This window comes from Bradyrhizobium diazoefficiens (assembly GCF_016612535.1).
Lineage (GTDB): Bacteria > Pseudomonadota > Alphaproteobacteria > Rhizobiales > Xanthobacteraceae > Bradyrhizobium > Bradyrhizobium diazoefficiens_C.
This window is the reverse complement of sequence record NZ_JAENXS010000001.1, coordinates 2,893,929-2,914,007: the sequence shown is the minus strand read 5'-3', so window position 1 is coordinate 2,914,007 and position 20,079 is coordinate 2,893,929. Positions and strand designations below refer to the sequence as shown.

Below are 20,079 nucleotides of genomic sequence, written 5' to 3'. Positions count from 1 at the left end.
GCAGTCGTACAAGATCGTGCTCCGGCGTGGAAAAGCGTCGTCTTGGTGCCCAGGGGCGGAATCGAACCACCGACACTGCGATTTTCAGTCGCATGCTCTACCAACTGAGCTACCTGGGCGTGCTGAGGGAAGGACCCAAAGAGAAGGTCAAGGCCCATCGAGCGGGCGGTTTATAGTGGGCGGAGAGCGGCCTGTCCACCCACGCTTCGCCTATGGCTTCGCGGGGCGCGGCCCGGCTGTGTACAAGGTGGGGCGGGCTTGCCGCGGCAGAGGTGCGACACGCCTGAAATCAATTTAGGTAATTGATATCACTAGATTATTCTTCGCCATCCGCCTCGTCATCCCGACCGGGAATGACGTAGGAGCCCTTCAGCCAGCGGTTCAAATCGACGTCGCGGCAGCGCGATGAGCAGAACGGGCGGGTGGCCTCCGCCTGCGGCTTGCCGCAGATCGGGCAGGTTTTGAGGGGGGCGGCGGGCTTTTTGACGTGGTCGACCATGGGGGCGCTTGTATCACCGCATCGCGGGCGATGGGATCGGATGGGATGGGATGGGATGGGCCTCTCGACTCACGCGGGAACGCGGCGCTGAAATTCCGCAGGTCCCACAAGCGCCGTTCTACTGTGCATGGGGTTGTTTTCGCGGTTTGGGAGCAGCGAGGCCAGTTCCCGCGCCTCACACGGCGGTGGCGTTGAGCCAGCCGAAGCGAATCGGAAAGCCTTCGCCGCCGAGCAGCGTCGTGGTCTCGTACAGCGGCAGGCCGACCACGTTGCTGTAGGAGCCCACCATCTTCACCACGAACGAGCCGGCGATGCCCTGCACGGCGTAGCCGCCGGCTTTGCCGCGCCATTCGCCCGAGCCGATATAGGCCTGGATGTCGTCCTCCGAGAGACGCTTGAAGCGGACGCGGGTCTCGACCAGGCGCTGGCGGAACGCCTCGCGCGGGGTCACCAGGCAGATTGCGGTGTAGACGCGGTGGTTGCGGCCCGACAACAGCCGCAGGCACTGCGCGGCTTCGTCGACGAGATTGGCCTTGGGCAGGATGCGGCGGCCGACCGCCACCACGGTGTCGGCGGAGAGGATGAAGGCGCCGCGCAGCTCATCGTCGAGCTGGACCGATTTCAGCGCCGCATCAGCCTTGGCCCTCGCGAGGCGGTTGGCACAGGCGCGCGGCAGCTCGCCCCGCTTCGGCGTCTCGTCGACGTCGGCTGGCCGGAGCGCGTCCGGGTCGATGCCGGCCTGGTTGAGCAGCGACAGGCGCCGCGGCGAACCGGAGGCAAGAACGAATTTGGGGCGGCCGAGCATCAGGTGATTTGGGGAGCGAGGCAGGGGGTGAATTGCGCGCGGAACCTATCGGACGGGGGCTGATTTCACAACCCGGGAACCCGAGGTTTGGTGATTCGAGGTGTCCGACATGCGTGTGCCCTTAGTCTGTGACGCGGGTGTTACGGGCGTCGAAGACTACCCGCTCGCCGCGCCGACCTTCGCGAACCGCCGGCGAATCCGCATCATCAGCTGGTCGCAGACCTCGCGATAGGCGGCGAGCTTCTGGTCGCGGCTGCCTTCGATGGTGGTGGGGTCCTGCGTCGGCCAGTATTCGACGTCGGCCGCGAGCGTGCGGGTCAGCTCCAGCGCCTTGTGGTGCGCCTCCGGCGACAGCGTGACGATGAGGTCGAAGTTCAGCCCCTCCCAGTCCTCCAGCTCCTCGAAGGTCTGCGGCTTGTGGGTGGAGATGTCCTGGCTGAGCTCGCCCATCACAGTGACGGCGAACGGATCGAGCTCACCTTTTCGGGCGCCGGCCGACTTCACGTAGAGGCCCTGCGGAAACATGTGCCGCAGCAGGCTCTCGGCCATCGGCGAGCGCACGCTGTTCATGGCGCAGGCGAACAGCACCGATTGAGGATTGCTTGCGCGTGGCGGACCCGCCATCGCGCCTAGCCCTTCCAGTGCAGGACGGTAATGAGCGTGAACAGCCGGCGCGAGGTTTCGAAATCGACCCGCACCTTACCCTTCAAGCGCTCCTGCAGCGTGCGCGATCCCTCGTCATGGATGCCGCGGCGGCCCATGTCGATGGCCTCGATCTTGTCCGGGGTCGCGGTGCGGATCGCCTGATAATAGCTGTCGCAGATCATGAAATAGTCCTTCACGATCCGCCGGAACGGCGTCAGCGACAACAGATGCGCGACCACCGGCGTGCCGTCCTCACGGCGGATGTCGAACATCAGCCGGCTGCCGGTGATGCCGATATGCAACGTGAACGGTCCCTGGCCGTCGGCGCCCTCGGGCGCAAACAAATTCTGCTCGACCAGGTCGTAGATCGCAATCGCGCGCTCATGCTCGATGTCGGGCCCGGAACGGCCGATCGAGACTTCGTCGAGGGTGACCGCAACGATGCGATTGGTCGAGTCGTCCTGTTCGGGCGGCTTTGTCATGACAGATTGAGGCGCAATCCAATCGAGCGCGAATGGGCGTCCAGCCCCTCCGCTTGTCCGAGCGTCATCGCGGCCGGGCCCAGCGCACGCAGCTGGTCCGGGCCGCATTTCAGGATCGAGGTGCGCTTGATGAAATCGGCGACCCCGAGGCCTGAGGAGAATCGCGCCGAGCGCGCCGTCGGCAGCACGTGGTTGGAGCCGCCGACATAATCGCCGATCGCCTCCGGCGTATGCGCGCCGAGGAACATCGCGCCGGCGTTGCGAATCTTGGCCGCGAGCGCGTCCGGATCATCAGTCATGATCTCGAGATGCTCGGCGGCGATCGCATCGGCCAACGGGACGGCGTCGGCCAGAGTCCTCACCATGATGATGGCGCCGAAATCGGCCCAGGAGGCACTTGCGATCGCGGTCCGCGGCAGCGTCTTCAGCTGCGCTGCGACGGCCTTTTCGACATCGGCGGCAAGACGCAGCGAGTCCGTGATCAGGATCGACTGCGCGCTGGCATCGTGCTCGGCCTGCGCGAGCAGGTCGGCAGCGATCCAGTCGGCATTGCCGGTGTCGTCGGCAATCACCAGCACCTCGGAGGGACCGGCGATCATGTCGATGCCGACCTTGCCGAACACCAGCCGTTTTGCGGCGGCGACATAGGCATTGCCGGGACCGACGATCTTTGCGACCGGGGCGATCGTCGCGGTGCCATGGGCGAGCGCGGCCACGGCCTGCGCGCCGCCGACGCGGTAGATTTCGGTGACGCCGCCGAGCGAGGCTGCCGCCAGCACCAGCGGATTGAGCTTGCCGTCGGGCGACGGCACCACCATCACGAGGCGCCTAACGCCGGCGACCCTTGCGGGCACCGCGTTCATCAGCACCGAGGACGGATAGGCCGCAGTCCCCCCGGGCACGTAGAGGCCGGCGGATTCGATCGCGGTGTAACGCCAGCCGAGCTCGACGCCGAGCGGATCGGTGAAACGCTCGTCCTTCGGCAGCTGGCGGGAATGGTAGGTCTCGATCCGGTCGCGTGCGAGCTTGAGCGCATCCAGCGTCGCGGCATCGCAAACCTTCACGGCAGCTTCGATCTCGGCGGCCGAGATGCGAAGGCCGGATGCATCCAGCGTCAGCCGGTCGAACTTTGCGGTCGCCTCGAGCAAGGCAGCATCGCCGCGCTTGGCCACGTCGTCGACGATGGCGCGCGCGGCCGCCTCGACGTCGGCCGAGACCTCGCGCTTGGCGGCCAGGAAGGCTACGAATCGCTGGTCAAAATCGGCGCTGCTACGGTCGAGACGAACTGGCATTTTTCGATGGTCTTTTGGCTGGTCTTTGGGGGCAGATCGACGTCACAAGGCCCCTGCTCAATGGCGCGGCGGCCCCCTTCCGTCAACCCTTGGCCGGAATGAGACCGGGGTTTCGCTGGTATACCGCAAGCGTGGCTCACCCTCCCCCTTCGACCTCCAACCCCGTTCCCAGCTCGTCCGCCCCCAGATCAGTCAGCTCGCATTCCAGGCATTCGACGTCGAGGCGGATGGCGCCGCCCTGGGCGAACAACAGCAACGCGCTGCCGCCGGGCTCCTCGTCGCGGCCGTCCTGAGGATGAAACTCGATGCCGACAAGGTCGAGGACCGCCTCTGGCGCCGCAAGATCGATGTCGCGCGACTTGCAGGCAAGCACGCGGTCGAAACGAAGCGCCGAAACCAGCCGGCGCGGCTCGGCCTCGCCCTCCAGCGTCTGCTCCCAGTCCAGCCGGCTCATGCCGACCACCAGGCGCTTCTCGCCCTGCCGCCAGATGATGTCGGAGGGCTGGACGCGGGCATCCTGCACATGGGTCGAGATCACGGCGAGATCGTCGGCGTCGAGTGCGATCAATTTAAGCTGGGGGGACATTCGCCGGCCCTTCTCCTGCGATGCAGATGAGGCACAACGCGCGCGGGTGCCAAAATATCCTCAAAGCTAACCACAGGGCGGATCAGAGGCTATTGATATCCGTCATCTCCAGCAGTTTCCGCGGAAAGCCCTCGCGGGCGACCCGGATCATGCCGCGGCAGTCGCGCCGAAATGATGACGCGCATCGGGACGTCCCCACCGAGATCGCCGCTCATGCGGCGGCCGCGATCTCGTCGAAGGATACACCGGTCAACGTCGCCGAGGCATCCCACAGCATGGCAGAAGAAGCGAAATCCTTCGCCTGCGGCATGATCCGCGCCGGCGCCGGCGGGCCCTTCAATTCGTAGAACCCATTCGGACCGTAATAGCCGCCGGGCTCGGCTTCCGCCGATGTCGCAGCGAACAACGTGGGCAGCGCGCCTTCGGCCGCGGACTGGCTGATCAAGGGCTGTAGCCACCGGCTCACCCGCCACTGGAAGGTATTGGCGCCCGGACCATTCGGAATGAGATCGGTGCGCGCATAGCCGGGATGGGCGCCGAGGCTCATCAGGCCCCAGCCAGACGCGAGACTGCGGCGTTGCAATTCGAGAGCAAACATCAGCATGGCCAGCTTGGACTGGCAGTAGGCGCGCCAGGGACGATAGGACCGCGTGCTCTGGAGATCGTCGAAATTGATCGCGCCGGAGCGGTGCGCGAGGCTCGAAAGATTGACCACACGCGCAGCCTTCGCACGACGAAGCTGCGGCAACAGATGTGCTGTCAGCGCGTAGTGGCCGAGGTAATTGGTGCCGAGCTGCATCTCGAAACCATCCTCGGTCTGCTGCCGCTTCGGCAGCGCCATCACACCGGCATTGTTGACGAGGAGGTCGAGCTGGTCGTTGCTGGCGGCAAAGCGCCGAGCGAAATCGGCAACCGACGACAGGCTGGCGAGATCGAGATGCTCATAGGCGATCAGGGCGTTGGGAAACCGCGCGCAAATGCCCTCGATCGCCCGCAGGCCCTTTGCGTCGCTGCGCCCGGTGAGTATGACAATGGCACCAGTGCCCGCCAACGCCAGTGCCGTCTCGTAACCGAGGCCGCCGGTGGCCCCGGTGACAACGGCAGTCTTGCCGCTGAGCGAGGGGATGTCTGCCGTGGTCCAGTCGGTCATGCCTTAAACTCCAGACTATCAGGGGTTGGAAGAGGCCCGCGACCGGTCTAAATGTGCACTGAGTGCAAATTTGCAAGAGGTGAAATAGTTTGAAGGCTTCGAAGCCCACCGGGACATCGGCCAGGGAACGCGCCAAGCCATTGCCGGCAGGGACAAAATCCCCTGATGGGTCAGGTTTGCGGCAGCGCAAGCAGCAGCAGACCCGCGAGCGGCTGAAGCGCGCGGCGATGGCGCTGTTCCTGGAGCGCGGCTTCGAGGCCACGACCATCGACGACATTGCGGCTGCGGCCGACATGTCGCGGCGGAGCTTCTTTCACTATTTCGCATCCAAGGAGGACGTGGTCGCCGCCTGGCAGGAGGATGCGGCGGCAGCGTTGGTCACCGAGATTCTCGCCCGGCCTGCGGAGGAGTCCATGCTGGCGGCGGCGGAGAACGCGATTGCAACGGCGATCAAGCGGATCGATCCGACCGAGGCGGCGGCGATGTCGCGGCTCAAGCGCGACAATCCCGCGCTTCAGGCCCGCGATCAGCTGAAATACGAAAAGCTCGAGCGCGCGCTGGCGGACGGCCTGACGCAACGCTCCGGCCGCAAGTCGGACCGGCTGAAAGCGCGGCTCGTCGCCATGATCGCCACCGGCGCGATGCGCGTCGGTGGCGAGAGCTGGCTCAGCGAAGGCCCGCGCGACAAGCCGGAGGCTTTTGTCAAACGGACCTTCGACGCGATCAGGGCGATCCTGCAATGAGGTCGTGCGACCTCACTCCTTGAAGAACGCCAGCAGGTCCGCGTTGATGGTTTCGGCATGCGTGGTCGGCATGCCGTGCGGAAAGCCTTTGTAGGTCTTCAGCGTGCCCTTCTTCAGGAGCTTCGCCGACAACGGGCCGGCGTCGGCGTAAGGCACGATCTGGTCGTCCTCGCTGTGCATCACCAGCACCGGCACGTTGATCTTTTTCAGATCCTCGGTGAAATCGGTTTGCGAGAACGCGACGATGCCGTCGTAATGCGCCTTGGCGCCGCCCATCATGCCCTGGCGCCACCAGTTCTGGATCACGGCTTCCGAGGGTTTCGCATCCGGACGGTTGTAGCCGTAGAACGGGCCGGCGGCGACGTCGCGATAGAATTGCGAACGGCCGGCGGCGAGCGCTGTCTGGAAATCGTCGAACACCTTCTTCGGCAGGCCACCGGGATTGGCCGCGGTCTGCACCATCAGCGGCGGAACCGCGCAGAGGATCGCGGCCTTCGCGACCCGGCTCTCACCATGGCGCGCGATGTAATGCACGACTTCGCCACCGCCGGTGGAATGGCCGACGTGAATGGCGTTCTTCAAGTCGAGATGCGCCGTCACCGCCGCGAGATCGTCGGCGTAATGATCCATGTCGTGACCGTCGGAGACCTGCGCCGAGCGGCCATGGCCGCGGCGGTCATGCGCGACGACGCGATAGCCGCGGGTGACGAAGAACATCATCTGCGCGTCCCAGTCGTCGGACGACAGCGGCCAGCCATGGCTGAACACGATCGGCTGGCCCGAGCCCCAATCCTTGTAGAAAATCTCGACGCCGTCTTTTGTGGTGATGGTGGGCATTGGGGACTCCTTTAGCGAGATACGATCAGGCGAACGCCATCGGCTTGTAGCGGCGCCAGGTGCCGATGGTGAGCAAGACGAAGAACACCAGGACGATGCCCTGCACCACGGCGAATACCGGGCCCGACGGCGGCGCCGGCGGCACGGCAGGTGCGAGCGCGGCCAGTGCCGGCACCTTCAGGAACGACTGGATGATCAGCACGAAGACGTTGAAATAGAGCGAGATCATCGCGGTCACGATGTAGATCGGGCGCCAGGCGCCCGCGAGCTTCATGCCGTAGAGCGCGATGCACGCGATCGCGAGCAGCACCAGCGAGATGGCGGCGATGATGTACGAGGGCAGCAGCTCCTTGAACGGAAACAGGGAGCCCGTCGCATTGGTCAGGATCGTGAATAGCAGGAAGATCGCGGTCAGGCCCGGCATCGGCTTCGAGCCGAGCAGGCCGAACATCACGACGAGGCCGGCGACGATACCGATCAGGCTGATGATGACATGGACCAGTGTAAAGGCTTGCAGGCTCATCCCGAGAACCATGGCATCTCTCCTATTCTCTGCATTGAGATCAAGAGACTGATATTACGGTCCTCATCGGATTGCCACATGCGCCGGCATCACATATACGCGCCCCGCCATGCGTCATCGTGCGAATCGACAAAACGCATGGCTGAATTTTTTGCAGCGCTGTCACAAACGACAGCAATTATAGCCCGGATGGAGCGCAGCGAAATCCGGGATTCTCGCGTGTGAATGCCGCTGTCCCGGATTACGCTTCGCTCCATCCGGGCTACGAGCTTGTAGCTTTCGACGAAAGTCGAATCGAAGATTCACACGTCCTTGGTGTCGAAGATCAAGAGGTCGGCACCGCCGCTGGCGAATTTGGGCACGTCGCCTGCGGCCGCTTTGCCTTCTTCGCTGCCGAACGCCTTCTGGATGTCGCTCACGCTGTCAAAGCTGAGAATCGCGACGAGGTGAACGCCGGATGGCCCGGCGGGCGAGCCGACCGGCCCTGTGCTGACGGCGTATTTCTTCAGGCCGGGCAATTTCTTGGCGAGCGGAATGTGGGTCTCGGCGTAATGCTTGTCGAAGGCGGCAGCGTCCTTGGGCGTCTTGTAGAGCACGACGAGTTCGGCCATTGAGTCCTCCCATTTAAATCTTTGTTCTTCCGCGCGCGATTGGCCTCGCGACGAAGGGATAGTCCGTGGGACACGGCAAGATGGCAAGTCACATTCGACCTGCCCCTGCTTGTCTTCTGCTTGACTAAAGCGCCGGTTTTGCGGCGTCGCCGAGATAGCCGTGCAGGGAGGCCACGACCTGCGCGCCTTCGCCGATGGCGCCGCCGACGCGCTTGACCGAGCCGGAGCGGACGTCGCCAACGGCGTAGACGCCGGGGACGGAGGTCTCCAACGGCGCCACCAGCTTGCCCTGGTTCTGCTCGGACTGCGCGCCGGTGACGACGAAGCCGCCGCGATCGAGCGTCACGCCACAGCCGTCGAGCCAAGTGGTGGCGGGATCGGCGCCTACGAATAGAAAGAGATTGCGGATGTCGGCAACCTCCTCGTCATCAGACAGCCGGCTCTTCAAGCGGATCCGCCGCAGCAGCGAGGCCTCGTCGCCTTCGAGCGCCGATATCTCGGTGTTGAACAGCAGCTCGATGTTCGGCGTCGCTTCGATGCGCTCGATGAGATAGCGCGACATGCTGGCACCCAGGCCGCCGCCGCGGATGATCATCAGCACCTTCCTGGCGTGGCCCGACAGGAACACGGCGGCCTGCCCTGCGGAATTGCCGGCGCCGACCAGAGCCACCTCTTCGCCGGCACAAAGCCGCGCCTCGACTGGCGAGGCCCAGTACCAGACGCCGCGGCCCTCGAACTTGTCGAGGTTCTCGATCTCCGGCCGGCGATAGCGCGCACCGCTCGCGACCACCACCGCGCGCGAGCGCAGGGGATCGTTGCCGTCGAGCGCCACGGCAAAGACGCCGTCCTTGCGCGTGCAGTCGAGCGACTGCACCGTCACGGGAATCATGATGTCGGCGCCGAATTTCTGCGCCTGGTTGAAGGCGCGGGCCGTCAATGCCTGGCCGGAAATGCCGGTCGGAAAACCCAGATAATTTTCGATGCGCGCGCTGGCGCCGGCCTGGCCGCCGAAGGCGCGGGTGTCGAGCACGGCGACCGACAGCCCTTCGGATGCCGCGTACACGGCAGTCGCGAGCCCCGCCGGTCCGCAGCCGACGATCGCAACATCGTAGATGCGGTCGTTGCGCGGGCCGCCGATCATGCCGATCGCGCGTGCGAGCTCGGTCTCGCCGGGATTGCGCAGCACCGCACCGTCAGACGTGACCACCAGCGGCCAGTCTTCGGGTTTCGGCGAATAGCGCGCGATCATTTCGGCGGCGTCGCGATCACGCTCGGGGTCGAGCAGATGATGCGGCTGGCCGTTGCGGGTGAGGAAGCCCTGTAAACGCACCACGCCTGCCGAATGCGAGGGGCCAATCAGCACGATGCCGCCGACGCCGGCCTGGAGCAGGTTGACCCGGCGCAGGATCAGCGCGCGCATGATGCGCTCGCCCAATTCGGCCTCGGCGACCAGGAGTGCCCGCAGCCGCTCCGGCGGCAGCAACAGCGTCTCGACGTCGCCTTCGGCGCGGCCATCGACCAGCGCCGGACGTCCCGAGAGCTGGCCGAGCTCGGCCAGGAATTGCCCCGGCCCCTGGTCGATCAACGGGGTGACATGGCCAAGCCCGTCACGCTGGGTGATGGCGACGTGGCCCTTCAGCACGACGAACATGCCGGGCCCCGGCTTGCCGGTCTCGAACAGCAGCTCGCCATCCTGATACGTGCGGAGCTCGCCAAAACGCCGCATGCGCTCGATCTCGTCGGATGTCAGCGTCGGAAAGGTCTGCTCGGGGCGAGTGAACCGCGACATCATCGCGTCGCGCCCCGTTCGTCGTGATTCGTCCTGCCCCATTGTCACTGCATGCACTCCAAAAAATTCTGGCCGCTGGTCGTCAGTCTTCTATTCGTCGCCAGTTTTGCCGACGGCCCCCTCATTTAGGGAACCATCGTCGTTCTGCGAGAGGTCGGCGCTTGCGGCGCGTTCACGCGCCTGCATCTTTCGCCGCTTCAGGTTCTCCCGCAGCGCTGATTTCAGGCGGTCGTCGCGCGCTCCCCTCGCCTGCTTCGCGCTCTTGTCGTTCTCGTCAGCCATCACGGGTCCCATACAGCGGTCGGTGATAACTTGCCCAGAGAATGCGGCAGCTCAATAGGCCGCATGGTCCCGATCGTGCGAAACTCAAAATGGGTCGAATCTGCCGCGCCGGCCAACTGGCCAGTTGGCGGGGGGAAGCGGAACCCAGATCGGCGGAAAGTCGGTCGTTTCGGGCCCAAACAGCCGTTTTGCCCCCGATATCGGCCCGATTTTCTCGTTTTGACAGGGCCTGCAAGCTTGCGCAGCGGGGAGGCCTGTGGCAGATATCGGCCCGCTTGGTAGGCCCCTCGGGCGGCCGATTCTTATCCCAGCACATGCTGCCGTAGCTCAGTGGTAGAGCACTCCATTGGTAATGGAGAGGTCGACAGTTCAATCCTGTCTGGCAGCACCATTCCATCTCTGGAAATGAGCATAGATCGGCATTCTCGCGGCGGGAGAGGCCCGAGTTTTGCTCTCCGCTTTCGCCCTCCTCTGTGAAGAAGGCGCAGGGAAGACCGGGTGCCGACGGGCACCCGCGGTCCGCTGCGCGAAAGTGCAGCGCAAGGAAACCGCACAGCAGCATACAGGTGACGCCGAACACTCGGCCTTCCCTGCGCGATGGGTTGACGGCGTATGCCGTGCTCTCCCTGGCGACGAGTTCCTGTTGTCACCATCACTTCGCGACCCGTTGACGCACCGCGCCCGGTTGGGACGATGCATCGTCGCAGAAGCTTGGCTGTAGCGACGACAGCCGAGACCACACGGTTTTGCCGTACGCAGCGATTCCGGCTCCGCCCAGGGGCTACGCCGGACACGCCGGCTAGACTCAAGGCTTCACTGGATACAGGCGCCGTTCGTTCGACACGGCTTGCGGTGAGCTCACGGGGTTCGGCTCAATCCTCTGCCCGCCCTGCTCCCACATCCGCGCCGGCGCTGCCGCGTCCACCGCACCCCAACCCACGTTCGTGACGACGTACGATCGCCCCTCTCCATCGGGCCGGGATGGCGGATAGATACCGCCATTCCGAATTTCGGTAAAGTGGAATATTTTTGCGGGGGAGGGTTGACGGGGTTTGGCGGGAGGTGGGTGTTTTGCCCGACGGGTCGGGTCGGCGAAGCGGCTTCGGTCGCTGTCGTTGTTGCAGGGGGGTTTGAGTGCAAGACAGGTCCCCAGCTGCCGCGCAACGCGCAAGCGCCTTAACGCTCGCCATGGATTCGAGAAACGGCTATTTAACCGTGTGTCGCGATACTCGCGGTTGAATGCGCGGGAGAACTCTGATGGCTGAGACGTCGATTGAGTGGACAGACGCTACCTGGAACCCTGTCGCTGGCTGCACCGTGCTTTCGCCGGGATGCACGAATTGTTACGCAATGCGGATGGCGGCGCGACTTGACGCGATGGGTGCGAAGAAGTACCGCGCGCTTACTCGCACGAGCGGTGGACGTGCGGTCTGGACCGGTAAGATCGTTCTTGACCGAGAGGCTTTGGCAGTTCCTGTGAGGTGGAAGAAGCCGCGGCAGATTTTCGTCAACTCGATGTCCGACCTGTTCCATGTGAATGTGCCCGCCGAGTTCGTCGCCGAGGTGTGGTCGACGATGGAAGCGACACCTCAACACACGTATCAGATCCTGACGAAGCGGCCTGATCGGATGGCTGCGATCACATCGTCGTTGGCGCTCTTGCCGAACGTGTGGCTGGGCACGAGCGTTGAGAGCGCAAACTATCTCGATCGGATCGACGAACTGCGCCGGGTTCGATCCGCGATCAGGTTCATTTCGTTTGAGCCGCTTTTGGGCTCGGTCGCTGCGGCAGATCTTTCCGGGATTCATTGGGCGATTGTCGGCGGCGAAAGTGGGCCGCGTGCCAGGCCGATGAATCCGGCGTGGGTTGATGAGATCGAGCGAACGTGTCGTCGGTACGACACTTACTTTTTTTTCAAGCAGTGGGGCGGGAAGAACAAGAAGGCGACCGGTCGTCTATTGCGTGGGCGGACGTATGATGAGATGCCGCTTCGGGTCTAACAGGTAATTGCCAATGCGGCGTGCGAGGCCAATGGCTTCTGGCGATTTGTTTGAAATGCACAAGAACAGCGAGAACATCTGCGGACCGCGGTCGATAGGAAGGGCGAGAGGATCGAGCACAGCGGCGAAAATCTCGCTCAACCTCCGTTGCACGTATCGTTCCAATCCTCTTGGATCAAGTTCGCGCCGCCGCTCCGGAAGATCGCCGAACATGTCAGGCGCGCCGCTGGGATAAAGCTCGGTTTCCCAAGAATCTGAGCCAAACATCCTGGTAAGGGCTGTGCGTTTGTGATCGTCGATATCCGTGAGCTTACGGGTCGCCTGCCGAAACAGGCCTGCCAAAGGGAATAAGAACCAGACGTCTATTGCCTCCGTGCCAGCTAGCGCCTGTAGAGTGGTCCACTCCACTTCCATGCCGTAAGGATCGAGGAAAACCACGGCGCGCTTGTCCAGCCATGAGTTGTTCGCTACCAGCGACTTCAAGGCCGAATTCGCATCCTCCTCTGCCACAAAGATTCTGCGCTGAAGGTACTTGGCGGCGAGATCATGCAGTGCGGCAGCGTAGTTCCTGTTCTTTTCAATGAACACGATGAAGTCAAAGGCCGGGTTGACGTCCAGTGCAATTTGCGCCGAGCCGCGGCGCTTTTCGATGACTTCCGGCACCGGCGTCTCGACTAATGTTGCTCCGCGTCGCTCAGTGCGGACCGTGCGGCTACCTGTCCCCGCGAAGGCATCGATGTACCAAAGATGTTTGAAGTAGGTGCGCAGCGCGAGCGTGTAGGCATTGAGATAGCCTTCAACGATCGACAATTTCAGTTCGGTGTGTTGTCCCCCAAACTCGTGATCGACCGGCATCGACGCCCCCTGGGTATGAAAGCGAGCATGTTCTTGCAACCAGCAGGCGAATGCAAGGCCGGGGACGCGCGACGGCTTAGTGGATCAACCGATAGCTCTGGACCGCCTAGCGGCGCTCGATTGATCGGGCAGCTTGTCATGGCTGAACTCAGATGGGTAGAGTGAAGCGAAACCCACCGAGACCTTGTTCGGTGGCCAAGCATGATGGGTCTCGCAAGCACTCCACCCATCCTACGCTCCATCGCTTGCCGTCACGAAACCTGATGCCCCGTGAATCGCTCATCCGATCGGCGCAGCCGCCGGCATAATTCGCGATTGATGTTCTGCAGGACGATCACATAGGCATGGATGTCGGCCTTGTAGCAGGCGTAGAGCTTTTGGGCCGTCAGCTCGTACAGCACCGTCGGATTCTCCGCGATCACCGTGGCGGATCGGTTCTGCATTTCGATCAGCGTCATTTCACCAAAGAAATCGCCGGGCTTCAGAACGGAAATCGGGACGACGCTTCCCGAGTCCGCCCGTTTGCTCACCGCCAGCTGGCCGGATTTGACGATGAACAACGAGCGTCCCGGTTCGCCTTCCGCCACGACGGCCGCGCCGGCATCGAAGCGGCACTCGACCAGCATCGATATCAGGAGATCAAGGCTCGCATCGGGGAGACCGCCGAAGAACGGCGTCGCGAGCAGGAACGCTTTCAGATCGGGGGAACTCGCAGTCATCGCGCGAAGATATCTCCCGTCGCCATCAGCGGCAAATCAGTGGCGTAGCCCGGATGGAGCGCAAGCCTAATCCGGGACCATCAGCAACGGACGCAATTGTCCCGGATTGCGCTTCGCTCCATCCGGGCTACGAACCTCCTACGCCCTCTCGCCGCGCAGCGTTCGCTTTCGCCAGAGGTCGGCCATGACCTTGATGGTTGCCGCAAGCACAGCTGCGCAAAGCACCGCCTTCGAGATCGTCTCCATCGTCCCCTCGATCAGCAGGCAATGGGCCACGCTGCAGGCGACGATGACGATCGCGAGTGGAATATGGGCGATGCGCCAGGTTCGCAGTCGCAGTCCCAACCGCCGGCGCAGTGCAGCCAGAAGCGCGACCGCGAAGATGGCCCACATCGCGATCACGCCAAAGGGGGAGAACGGCGTCGGCGATGAGAAGGTCAGGGCGTCGACCATGTCGGGCGGGCTGGTGATCCAGAGGCCGGCGACATGGATCACCACCGCCAGAGCCAGCGCGCCGCCGATCCAGTGATGGGCGCGCCGTGTACGGTAAGCCGACAGTCCCGGCAAATATCCACCAATCAGCAGCGGCTGAACCAGCACGAGGCCGAGGGCAACGATGCCTGCGAATCCGGCGAGGATGTAGATCGGACCGCGCCATGCGATCTGCTCGCTCTCTGCTGCGAGCGCGATCGGCACGGCAATGGCCACAGCAAGGGCGGCCCAGATCAGGGTCACCCGGGCCGATCTCCACTCCTGCACTTGCAACGCGGTCAGGCCGGCTGAAGCACGAAGTGCGCCTCGAGGCTGGTCTCCTTCGCGCTCCGCATCACCGGCCGCAGAAAGACGGTTTTGAATTCGCCGCTGTCATAAGCGAGGTGACCATGCGGCTGGCCGAAGATGGGAATGATCTGCGGCATCTCGAGCCGGAACGCCCCGTCCTTGTCGGTGAGCGTGGCGCCATGGCTCTGCGGCTCGGGCTCCTGGCCTTCGACCGTGTGCGCCCAGATCTGGATGCGCTGCCCGGCAAGCGGTGCCCCGTCGCCGGCGCGACGCACGGTGCCGCTCATCCAGAAGCCGCCCTTTCCGATCCGCTCCACGATCGGCGCGCCCTTGCGGTAGTTGTTCGCCCCGCCCGTCATTGATTCAGTCGGCGCGAGGCCTTCCGCACGGGCGGGCAGCAGCAGGCCAGAAGCTCCGGCCGCCAAAATTCCGGTTGCAATGACGGAGCCGCCGGCGGCGAGCAGGTTGCGGCGGTTGAGTACGACGATGGTCATGTCGGTTCCTCCGGGCAGATGGCGCGACGGTTCTGCGGAAGGTACAACAACACGTGCGAAACGCCCAGTTCGGAGCACGGCTGCACCAGGTCGCATAACAGGGTTGTGAACCCGGGTGCGGACGCGTCGTAGGATGGGTAGAGCGCAAGCGAAACCCGTCGCGACCTTCGACGACGAAACATGATGGGTTTCGCGAGTGCTCTACCCATCCTACGCGGTGACATTACATGTGATCCTCTCAGACGCGCAGATCCCCCTCACCGGACCTTCCCATGATCCCCTTCTCCGTGCTTGATCTCGCTCCCATCCGCCAGGGCAGCGACGCCGCGCAGGCATTCCGCAATTCGCTCGATCTCGCCCAGCATGCGGAGAAGTGGGGCTTCAAGCGGTTCTGGCTGGCCGAGCATCACAACATGGCGGGGATTGCCAGCGCGGCCACATCCGTGGTGATCGGGCATATCGCCGGCGGGACGAAAACGATCCGCGTCGGCTCCGGCGGCGTGATGCTGCCGAACCATTCGCCGCTGGTCATCGCCGAGCAGTTCGGCACGCTGGAATCGCTTTATCCCGGACGGATCGATCTCGGACTTGGGCGCGCGCCGGGCACCGACCAGCTCACCGCGCGGGCGATGCGCCGCGATCTCGCCACCGCTGCCGAGAATTTTCCGCATGACGTGCTGGAATTGCAGGCGCTGCTCGGCGATGTGCAGCCGAACCAGGCGATCCGCGCCGTGCCCGGCATGGGGACCAAGGTGCCGCTGTGGATCCTCGGCTCCAGCATGTTCGGCGCGCAGCTCGCGGCGATGCTCGGGCTGCCCTTCGCCTTCGCCTCGCATTTCGCGCCGCAGATGCTGATGCCGGCGCTGCGCGAATATCGCGCGCGGTTCGAGCCGTCGGCGCAGCTCGACAAGCCCTATGCGATGGTCGCGGTCAACGTGTTCGCCGCCGACAGCGATGTCGAGGCGCAGCGCATGCTCACCTCGCTGCAGCAGCAATTCATCAATCTGCGCCGCGGCACGCCCGGCCCCCTGCCGCCGCCGGTCGACGACATGGACGCGCTGTGGTCGCCGGCCGAGAAGGCCGGCGTCGGCCAGTCGCTGTCGTTCTCCGCGGTCGGCACGCCTGAGGTCGTCGCGCAGAAGCTGAGGGCGATCATCGCCGACACCGCTGCGGACGAACTGATCACGACGGGGCAGATCTACGACCACGCCGCGCGGTTGCGCTCGTTCGAGATCGCAGCCGGGGTGCGCGACAGACTGGCGGCGTGAGAGCGGCGCGCCCGGGAGTGCGATAAGATCAGGTTTTGTCGCGACGACGGAGGTGCGCTCCCTCCCTCGCTTGCGGGGGAGGGAGCGCACCGCGTTCGACGCCACAGCTCGCATCACACGTCATCGCTGCGAGCCGTCACGCGACGCTGTCAATGGGCTGACGTGCCGCACCGTTTTGTGGCACAAGGGCGGCCTCCGCCGACCGATCAACGAGGCCACGCATGCCCGCGCCAAAACCGCCTGCCTTCGAGACCCTGAGCCTGCATGCGGGCCAGCACCCGGATCCCGCGACCGGGGCCCGCGCGGTGCCGATCTACCAGACCACGTCCTACGTGTTCCAGGACTCCGATCACGCCGCCGCGCTGTTCAATCTGGAGCGCGCCGGCCACATCTACACGCGCATCTCCAATCCGACCACCGGCGTGCTGGAAGAGCGGCTCGCGGCGCTGGAAGGCGGCGTCGGCGCGATCTGCACCGCGAGCGGCATGGCCGCGCTGCATCTCGCCATCGCGACGCTGTTGAACGCCGGCGACCATATCGTGGCGTCGAGCTCGCTCTATGGCGGCACCATCAATCTGCTGGCGCACACGTTGCCGCGCTTCGGCATCACCACCACATTCGTCAAGCCGCGCGATCTCGACGCGTTCCGCGCGGCGATCAAGCCGAACACGAAACTGGTGATCGGCGAGACCATCGGCAATCCCGGACTCGAGGTGCTGGACATTCCAAAGGTCGCGGCGATCGCGCATGACGCAAAAATTCCGCTGCTGATCGACAACACGTTTGCGACGCCCTATCTCAGCCGTCCGATCGAGCTCGGCGCCGACATCGTGATGCATTCGGCGACCAAATGGATCGGCGGCCACGGCATCGCGATCGGCGGCGCCATCGTCGACGGCGGCCGGTTCGACTGGCGCGCATCGGCTAAGTTCGGCGTGCTGACCGAACCCTATGGCGGCTATCACGGCATCGTCTTCGACGAGCAGTTCGGCACGGCCGCCTTCATCATGCGCGCCCGCACCGAGGGCCTGCGCGATTTCGGCGCCTGCCTGTCGCCGACCAACGCGTTCCAGCTGTTGCAGGGCGTCGAGACGCTCGGCGTGCGCATGGACCGCCACATGCAGAACACGCATCTGGTGCTGGAGGCACTGAAAGCCAACAAGGCCGTCGACTGGGTGCTGCATCCTTCACTGGAAAACCATCCCGACTATCAGCTCGCAAAGACGTTGCTGCCGCGTGGCGCCGGCTCGATCGTCTCCTTCGGCATCAAGGGCGGCCGGCCCGCGGGCCGCAAGTTCATCGAGTCCCTGCGCATGGTCAGCCATCTCGCCAATGTCGGCGACGCCAAGACGCTCGTGATCCACCCTGCCTCGACCACGCATCAGCAGATGGATGCCGAGCAGCTCAGGGCTGCCGGCATCGGCGAGGAGCTGGTGCGGCTGTCGGTCGGCATCGAGACGGCCTCCGACATCATCGACGATCTGGCGCAGGCACTGCGCATCTCGCAGAAGGTTTGACACGATGAAGCTCTCCGTCAACGGCGCCGAGGTTTTTGTCGCAACCGGCGGCCGCGACTTCGACAAGGCGCTGCCCACCGTCGCCTTCATCCACGGCGCCGGCTTCGACCATTCGACCTGGGCGCTGCATACGCGCTGGTTCGCCCATCACGGTTTTGGCGTGCTGGCGCCCGACCTGCCCGGCCACGGCCGCTCGGCTGGACCGTCACTGTCTGATATCGCAGAGATGGCCGACTGGACGGCCGTGCTGATCACCGCCGCCGGCGCGACAAAGGCGCATCTGATCGGCCACTCCATGGGATCGCTGATCTCGCTGGAGACGGCCGCGCGGCATCCCGACAAGGTGTCGGCGCTGAGCCTGATCGGCACGGCCGTGACCATGACGGTCGGCCCGGATCTGCTCAAGGCCGCCGAGGCCAACTCGCAGGATGCAAACGACATGGTCTCGATCTGGGGCCTCGGCTTCAACGCCGAACTCGGCGGCAGCCTCGCACCGGGACTGTGGATGCACGGTGGCGCGCAGGCGGTGCTAAAGCACTGCGAGCCAGGCGTGCTGTTCAAGGATTTGTCCGCCTGCAATTCCTACACGAATGCGCTGGCGGCGGCCGCGACCGTCAAGGTGCCTGCGACCCTCATCCTGGGCGAGCGGGACATGATGACACCCGTGAAGGCCGGTAAGGCGCTCGCCGCGGCGATCCCGCATGCCAAGACCATCGTGGTGCCAGGCGCCGGCCACATGATCATGACCGAGCGTCCGGATGAATTGCTGGCGGCGCTGAAGGGCTGAGTGGATCAATCATCCGTCCTGTGCGTTGCGGTCAGACATCCCTGTGAATCCTGGAGGGAACTGACTCATGCCAAGACAAAACATCATTCGCAAAGCCAAGCAGGACAAGCGCGCGGGAAAATCGTCGAGCACGCAGGCCGGCGAATTCGTCAAAGACGAGATCGACAAGATCAGGAAGGGCAAGCATGGCGCGCGCTCGACGAAGCAGGCTATCGCCATCGGCTTGTCCGAGGCGCGCCGCGCCGGCGTCGATCTGCCGCCGCCCCGCAAGGGGCGCACCAAGAAGTCGACACGCCGTAGCGCCAAATATGCCTATGAAGTCGGTCAAGGCAAACGCACCCCGAAGCGGCGGCCGCGCGTGTCGCGCGCGGTCGAAGGCGTCTTGAAGAAGGAGCCGCGCTCGACGGCATCGCGCAGCGCGCTGTCGAAGCAGGGCAAGCGCGCCGCGAGCGGGCGAACCGCTGCGTCGCGTTCGGCCGCCGCGCGGAAGGCAAGCCATACCAAGGGCGCCAAGGTCCGCTCCGCCGCCGCAAAGAAGGCGGCCCGCACCAGGGCGCGCCGGCGGAGCTGAAATCGTGTAGCGACCTTGTGAGTTGAATGCCGCCGGTTGCTGCCGGACGATCCGGTCATCGGGGTGGAACGGAACCTGCCATGTCAGACAGATACGAGGGGCGCACGGCGCTCGTTACCGGCGGTTCGCGCGGGATCGGTGCAGCCGTCTGTCGTGCGCTCGCCAATGCCGGCGCGGCCGTCGCGATCAACTGCCGCGAGCAGATCGCGCAGGCCGAGCAGCTGGCGGAAGACATCGGTAAGCGCGGCGGACGCGCCATGGCCGTTGCCGCAGATGTGTCGCAGCGCGAGGCCATCGCCGCAATGGTCGAACGTGTGACGGCGGAGCTCGGACCGATCGACATCCTCGTCAACAATGCCGGCATCGCCATCACCCGCGGCATCGACGATCTCACGGAGGACGATTTCGACCGCACCATGCTGGTCAATCTCAAATCCGCCTTCCTGTGTACGCAGGCGGTGCTGCCGGCCATGCGCGCGCAAAAATGGGGCCGCATCGTCAACATCTCCTCCGGCGCTGCCCGCGGCGCCGGCTCGATCGGCCCGCACTACAACGCGTCAAAGGCCGGCATGGAGGGGCTCACGCGCGGCTATGCGGCGCGGCTGGTGAAGGAGGGCATCACCGTCAACGCGGTGGCGCCATCGCTGATCGAGACCGACATGATGAGCGGCCAGCCGCAGCTCGTCAGCCGCATTCCGCTCGGCCGCTTCGGCACGGCGGATGAGGTGGCGAAGGCCGTGATGCTGCTGGTCGACAATGCCTACATGACCGGGCAGACCGTCGCGCTGAGCGGCGGGATGGCGTTTAATTGAGCACTCACCGTCATGGCCGGGCTTGTCCCGG

23 protein-coding genes and 2 tRNA genes are annotated in these 20,079 nt (G+C 64.6%); 8 read left to right on the top strand and 17 right to left on the bottom strand.

From position 1 onward, the window contains the following. Nucleotides 1–43: 43 nt before the first annotated feature. The 8 genes from JJE66_RS13795 to JJE66_RS13760 form a co-directional block, all read right to left on the bottom strand. A tRNA-Phe gene (locus tag JJE66_RS13795) sits at nucleotides 44–119 on the bottom strand. A gap of 197 nt (nucleotides 120–316) precedes the next feature. Beyond that, nucleotides 317–499: a DNA gyrase inhibitor YacG gene (yacG, locus tag JJE66_RS13790; RefSeq protein ID WP_200514790.1), complete on the bottom strand. Its 183-nt coding sequence runs from the start codon at nucleotides 497–499 to the stop codon at nucleotides 317–319. Nucleotides 500–674: 175 nt separating this feature from the next. Next, a complete protein-coding gene (locus tag JJE66_RS13785) occupies nucleotides 675–1,304 on the bottom strand; it encodes a Maf-like protein (RefSeq protein ID WP_200470280.1) in 630 nt (209 codons plus the stop codon). 156 nt (nucleotides 1,305–1,460) lie between these two features. Then, nucleotides 1,461–1,928 (bottom strand): low molecular weight phosphatase family protein, encoded by a 468-nt coding sequence (locus JJE66_RS13780; RefSeq protein ID WP_200514789.1) that lies wholly within the window; start codon nucleotides 1,926–1,928, stop codon nucleotides 1,461–1,463. A 5-nt stretch (nucleotides 1,929–1,933) separates the two neighbouring features. Continuing rightward, a complete protein-coding gene (locus JJE66_RS13775; RefSeq protein WP_200514788.1) occupies nucleotides 1,934–2,431 on the bottom strand; it encodes a UPF0262 family protein in 498 nt (165 codons plus the stop codon). Next, nucleotides 2,428–3,723 (bottom strand): histidinol dehydrogenase, encoded by a 1,296-nt coding sequence (gene hisD / locus JJE66_RS13770; RefSeq protein WP_200514787.1) that lies wholly within the window; start codon nucleotides 3,721–3,723, stop codon nucleotides 2,428–2,430. The genes JJE66_RS13775 and hisD overlap by 4 nt, the downstream gene beginning before the upstream one ends. A 136-nt stretch (nucleotides 3,724–3,859) precedes the next feature. Next, nucleotides 3,860–4,309, bottom strand: a complete 450-nt coding sequence (locus tag JJE66_RS13765; RefSeq protein WP_200514786.1) for a DUF2948 family protein — start codon at nucleotides 4,307–4,309, stop codon at nucleotides 3,860–3,862. Between the two features lie 211 nt (nucleotides 4,310–4,520). Further along, entirely contained in the window at nucleotides 4,521–5,459 is a 939-nt protein-coding gene (locus tag JJE66_RS13760; protein WP_200514785.1) for an SDR family oxidoreductase, read from the bottom strand. 89 nt (nucleotides 5,460–5,548) lie between these two features. Between JJE66_RS13760 and JJE66_RS13755 the strand changes: the two genes are divergently transcribed. Then, on the top strand, nucleotides 5,549–6,202 hold the full coding sequence (locus JJE66_RS13755; RefSeq protein ID WP_200514784.1) for a TetR/AcrR family transcriptional regulator: 654 nt from the start codon (nucleotides 5,549–5,551) through the stop codon (nucleotides 6,200–6,202). A 12-nt stretch (nucleotides 6,203–6,214) separates the two neighbouring features. Here the strand turns inward: JJE66_RS13755 and JJE66_RS13750 are convergent, their stop codons facing one another. From JJE66_RS13750 to JJE66_RS13730, 5 genes are all read right to left on the bottom strand, one after another. Continuing rightward, entirely contained in the window at nucleotides 6,215–7,039 is an 825-nt protein-coding gene (locus JJE66_RS13750) for an alpha/beta fold hydrolase (RefSeq protein ID WP_200514783.1), read from the bottom strand. 25 nt (nucleotides 7,040–7,064) lie between these two features. Then, nucleotides 7,065–7,574 carry a hypothetical protein gene (locus JJE66_RS13745; protein WP_200514782.1) on the bottom strand — a complete coding sequence of 170 codons (510 nt, stop codon included), beginning with the start codon at nucleotides 7,572–7,574 and terminating at the stop codon, nucleotides 7,065–7,067. A 290-nt stretch (nucleotides 7,575–7,864) separates the two neighbouring features. Next, the gene (locus JJE66_RS13740; protein ID WP_200514781.1) at nucleotides 7,865–8,173 is read right to left on the bottom strand and encodes an EthD family reductase; all 309 of its coding nucleotides are present in this window, start codon (nucleotides 8,171–8,173) and stop codon (nucleotides 7,865–7,867) included. 124 nt (nucleotides 8,174–8,297) lie between these two features. After that, on the bottom strand, nucleotides 8,298–10,004 hold the full coding sequence (locus JJE66_RS13735; RefSeq protein ID WP_200515355.1) for an FAD-dependent oxidoreductase: 1,707 nt from the start codon (nucleotides 10,002–10,004) through the stop codon (nucleotides 8,298–8,300). A 48-nt stretch (nucleotides 10,005–10,052) separates the two neighbouring features. Then, nucleotides 10,053–10,244, bottom strand: coding sequence for a hypothetical protein (locus JJE66_RS13730; RefSeq protein ID WP_200514780.1), 192 nt, complete (start codon nucleotides 10,242–10,244; stop codon nucleotides 10,053–10,055). Nucleotides 10,245–10,560: 316 nt separating this feature from the next. On the opposite strand from JJE66_RS13730, the gene JJE66_RS13725 reads away from it, so the two are divergent. Next, a tRNA-Thr gene (locus tag JJE66_RS13725) sits at nucleotides 10,561–10,635 on the top strand. An 866-nt stretch (nucleotides 10,636–11,501) separates the two neighbouring features. Next, nucleotides 11,502–12,245 carry a DUF5131 family protein gene (locus tag JJE66_RS13720; protein WP_200514779.1) on the top strand — a complete coding sequence of 248 codons (744 nt, stop codon included), beginning with the start codon at nucleotides 11,502–11,504 and terminating at the stop codon, nucleotides 12,243–12,245. Here the strand turns inward: JJE66_RS13720 and tcmP are convergent. The 4 genes from tcmP to JJE66_RS13700 form a co-directional block, all read right to left on the bottom strand. Further along, entirely contained in the window at nucleotides 12,201–13,100 is a 900-nt protein-coding gene (gene tcmP, locus JJE66_RS13715) for a three-Cys-motif partner protein TcmP (RefSeq protein ID WP_200514778.1), read from the bottom strand. The genes JJE66_RS13720 and tcmP overlap by 45 nt on opposite strands. Nucleotides 13,101–13,351: 251 nt before the next feature. Next, nucleotides 13,352–13,819 carry a Crp/Fnr family transcriptional regulator gene (locus JJE66_RS13710; RefSeq protein WP_200514777.1) on the bottom strand — a complete coding sequence of 156 codons (468 nt, stop codon included), beginning with the start codon at nucleotides 13,817–13,819 and terminating at the stop codon, nucleotides 13,352–13,354. Between the two features lie 138 nt (nucleotides 13,820–13,957). Next, nucleotides 13,958–14,554, bottom strand: coding sequence for a ferric reductase-like transmembrane domain-containing protein (locus tag JJE66_RS13705; protein ID WP_409362808.1), 597 nt, complete (start codon nucleotides 14,552–14,554; stop codon nucleotides 13,958–13,960). Between the two features lie 35 nt (nucleotides 14,555–14,589). Continuing rightward, a complete protein-coding gene (locus JJE66_RS13700; RefSeq protein WP_200514775.1) occupies nucleotides 14,590–15,093 on the bottom strand; it encodes a Twin-arginine translocation pathway signal in 504 nt (167 codons plus the stop codon). Between the two features lie 272 nt (nucleotides 15,094–15,365). Here JJE66_RS13700 and JJE66_RS13695 point away from each other — a divergent pair, with 272 nt between their 5' ends. From JJE66_RS13695 to JJE66_RS13675, 5 genes are all read left to right on the top strand, one after another. Beyond that, the gene (locus JJE66_RS13695) at nucleotides 15,366–16,361 is read left to right on the top strand and encodes an LLM class flavin-dependent oxidoreductase (protein ID WP_200514774.1); all 996 of its coding nucleotides are present in this window, start codon (nucleotides 15,366–15,368) and stop codon (nucleotides 16,359–16,361) included. A 221-nt stretch (nucleotides 16,362–16,582) separates the two neighbouring features. Next, nucleotides 16,583–17,878 (top strand): O-acetylhomoserine aminocarboxypropyltransferase, encoded by a 1,296-nt coding sequence (locus JJE66_RS13690; protein ID WP_200514773.1) that lies wholly within the window; start codon nucleotides 16,583–16,585, stop codon nucleotides 17,876–17,878. 4 nt (nucleotides 17,879–17,882) lie between these two features. Next, complete coding sequence (locus JJE66_RS13685) at nucleotides 17,883–18,665, top strand: alpha/beta fold hydrolase (RefSeq protein ID WP_200514772.1); 783 nt, start codon at nucleotides 17,883–17,885, stop codon at nucleotides 18,663–18,665. Nucleotides 18,666–18,732: 67 nt separating this feature from the next. Continuing rightward, nucleotides 18,733–19,236, top strand: coding sequence for a DUF6496 domain-containing protein (locus tag JJE66_RS13680; RefSeq protein ID WP_200514771.1), 504 nt, complete (start codon nucleotides 18,733–18,735; stop codon nucleotides 19,234–19,236). Nucleotides 19,237–19,316: 80 nt separating this feature from the next. Then, entirely contained in the window at nucleotides 19,317–20,048 is a 732-nt protein-coding gene (locus tag JJE66_RS13675) for an SDR family NAD(P)-dependent oxidoreductase (RefSeq protein WP_200514770.1), read from the top strand. Nucleotides 20,049–20,079 lie beyond the last annotated feature (31 nt).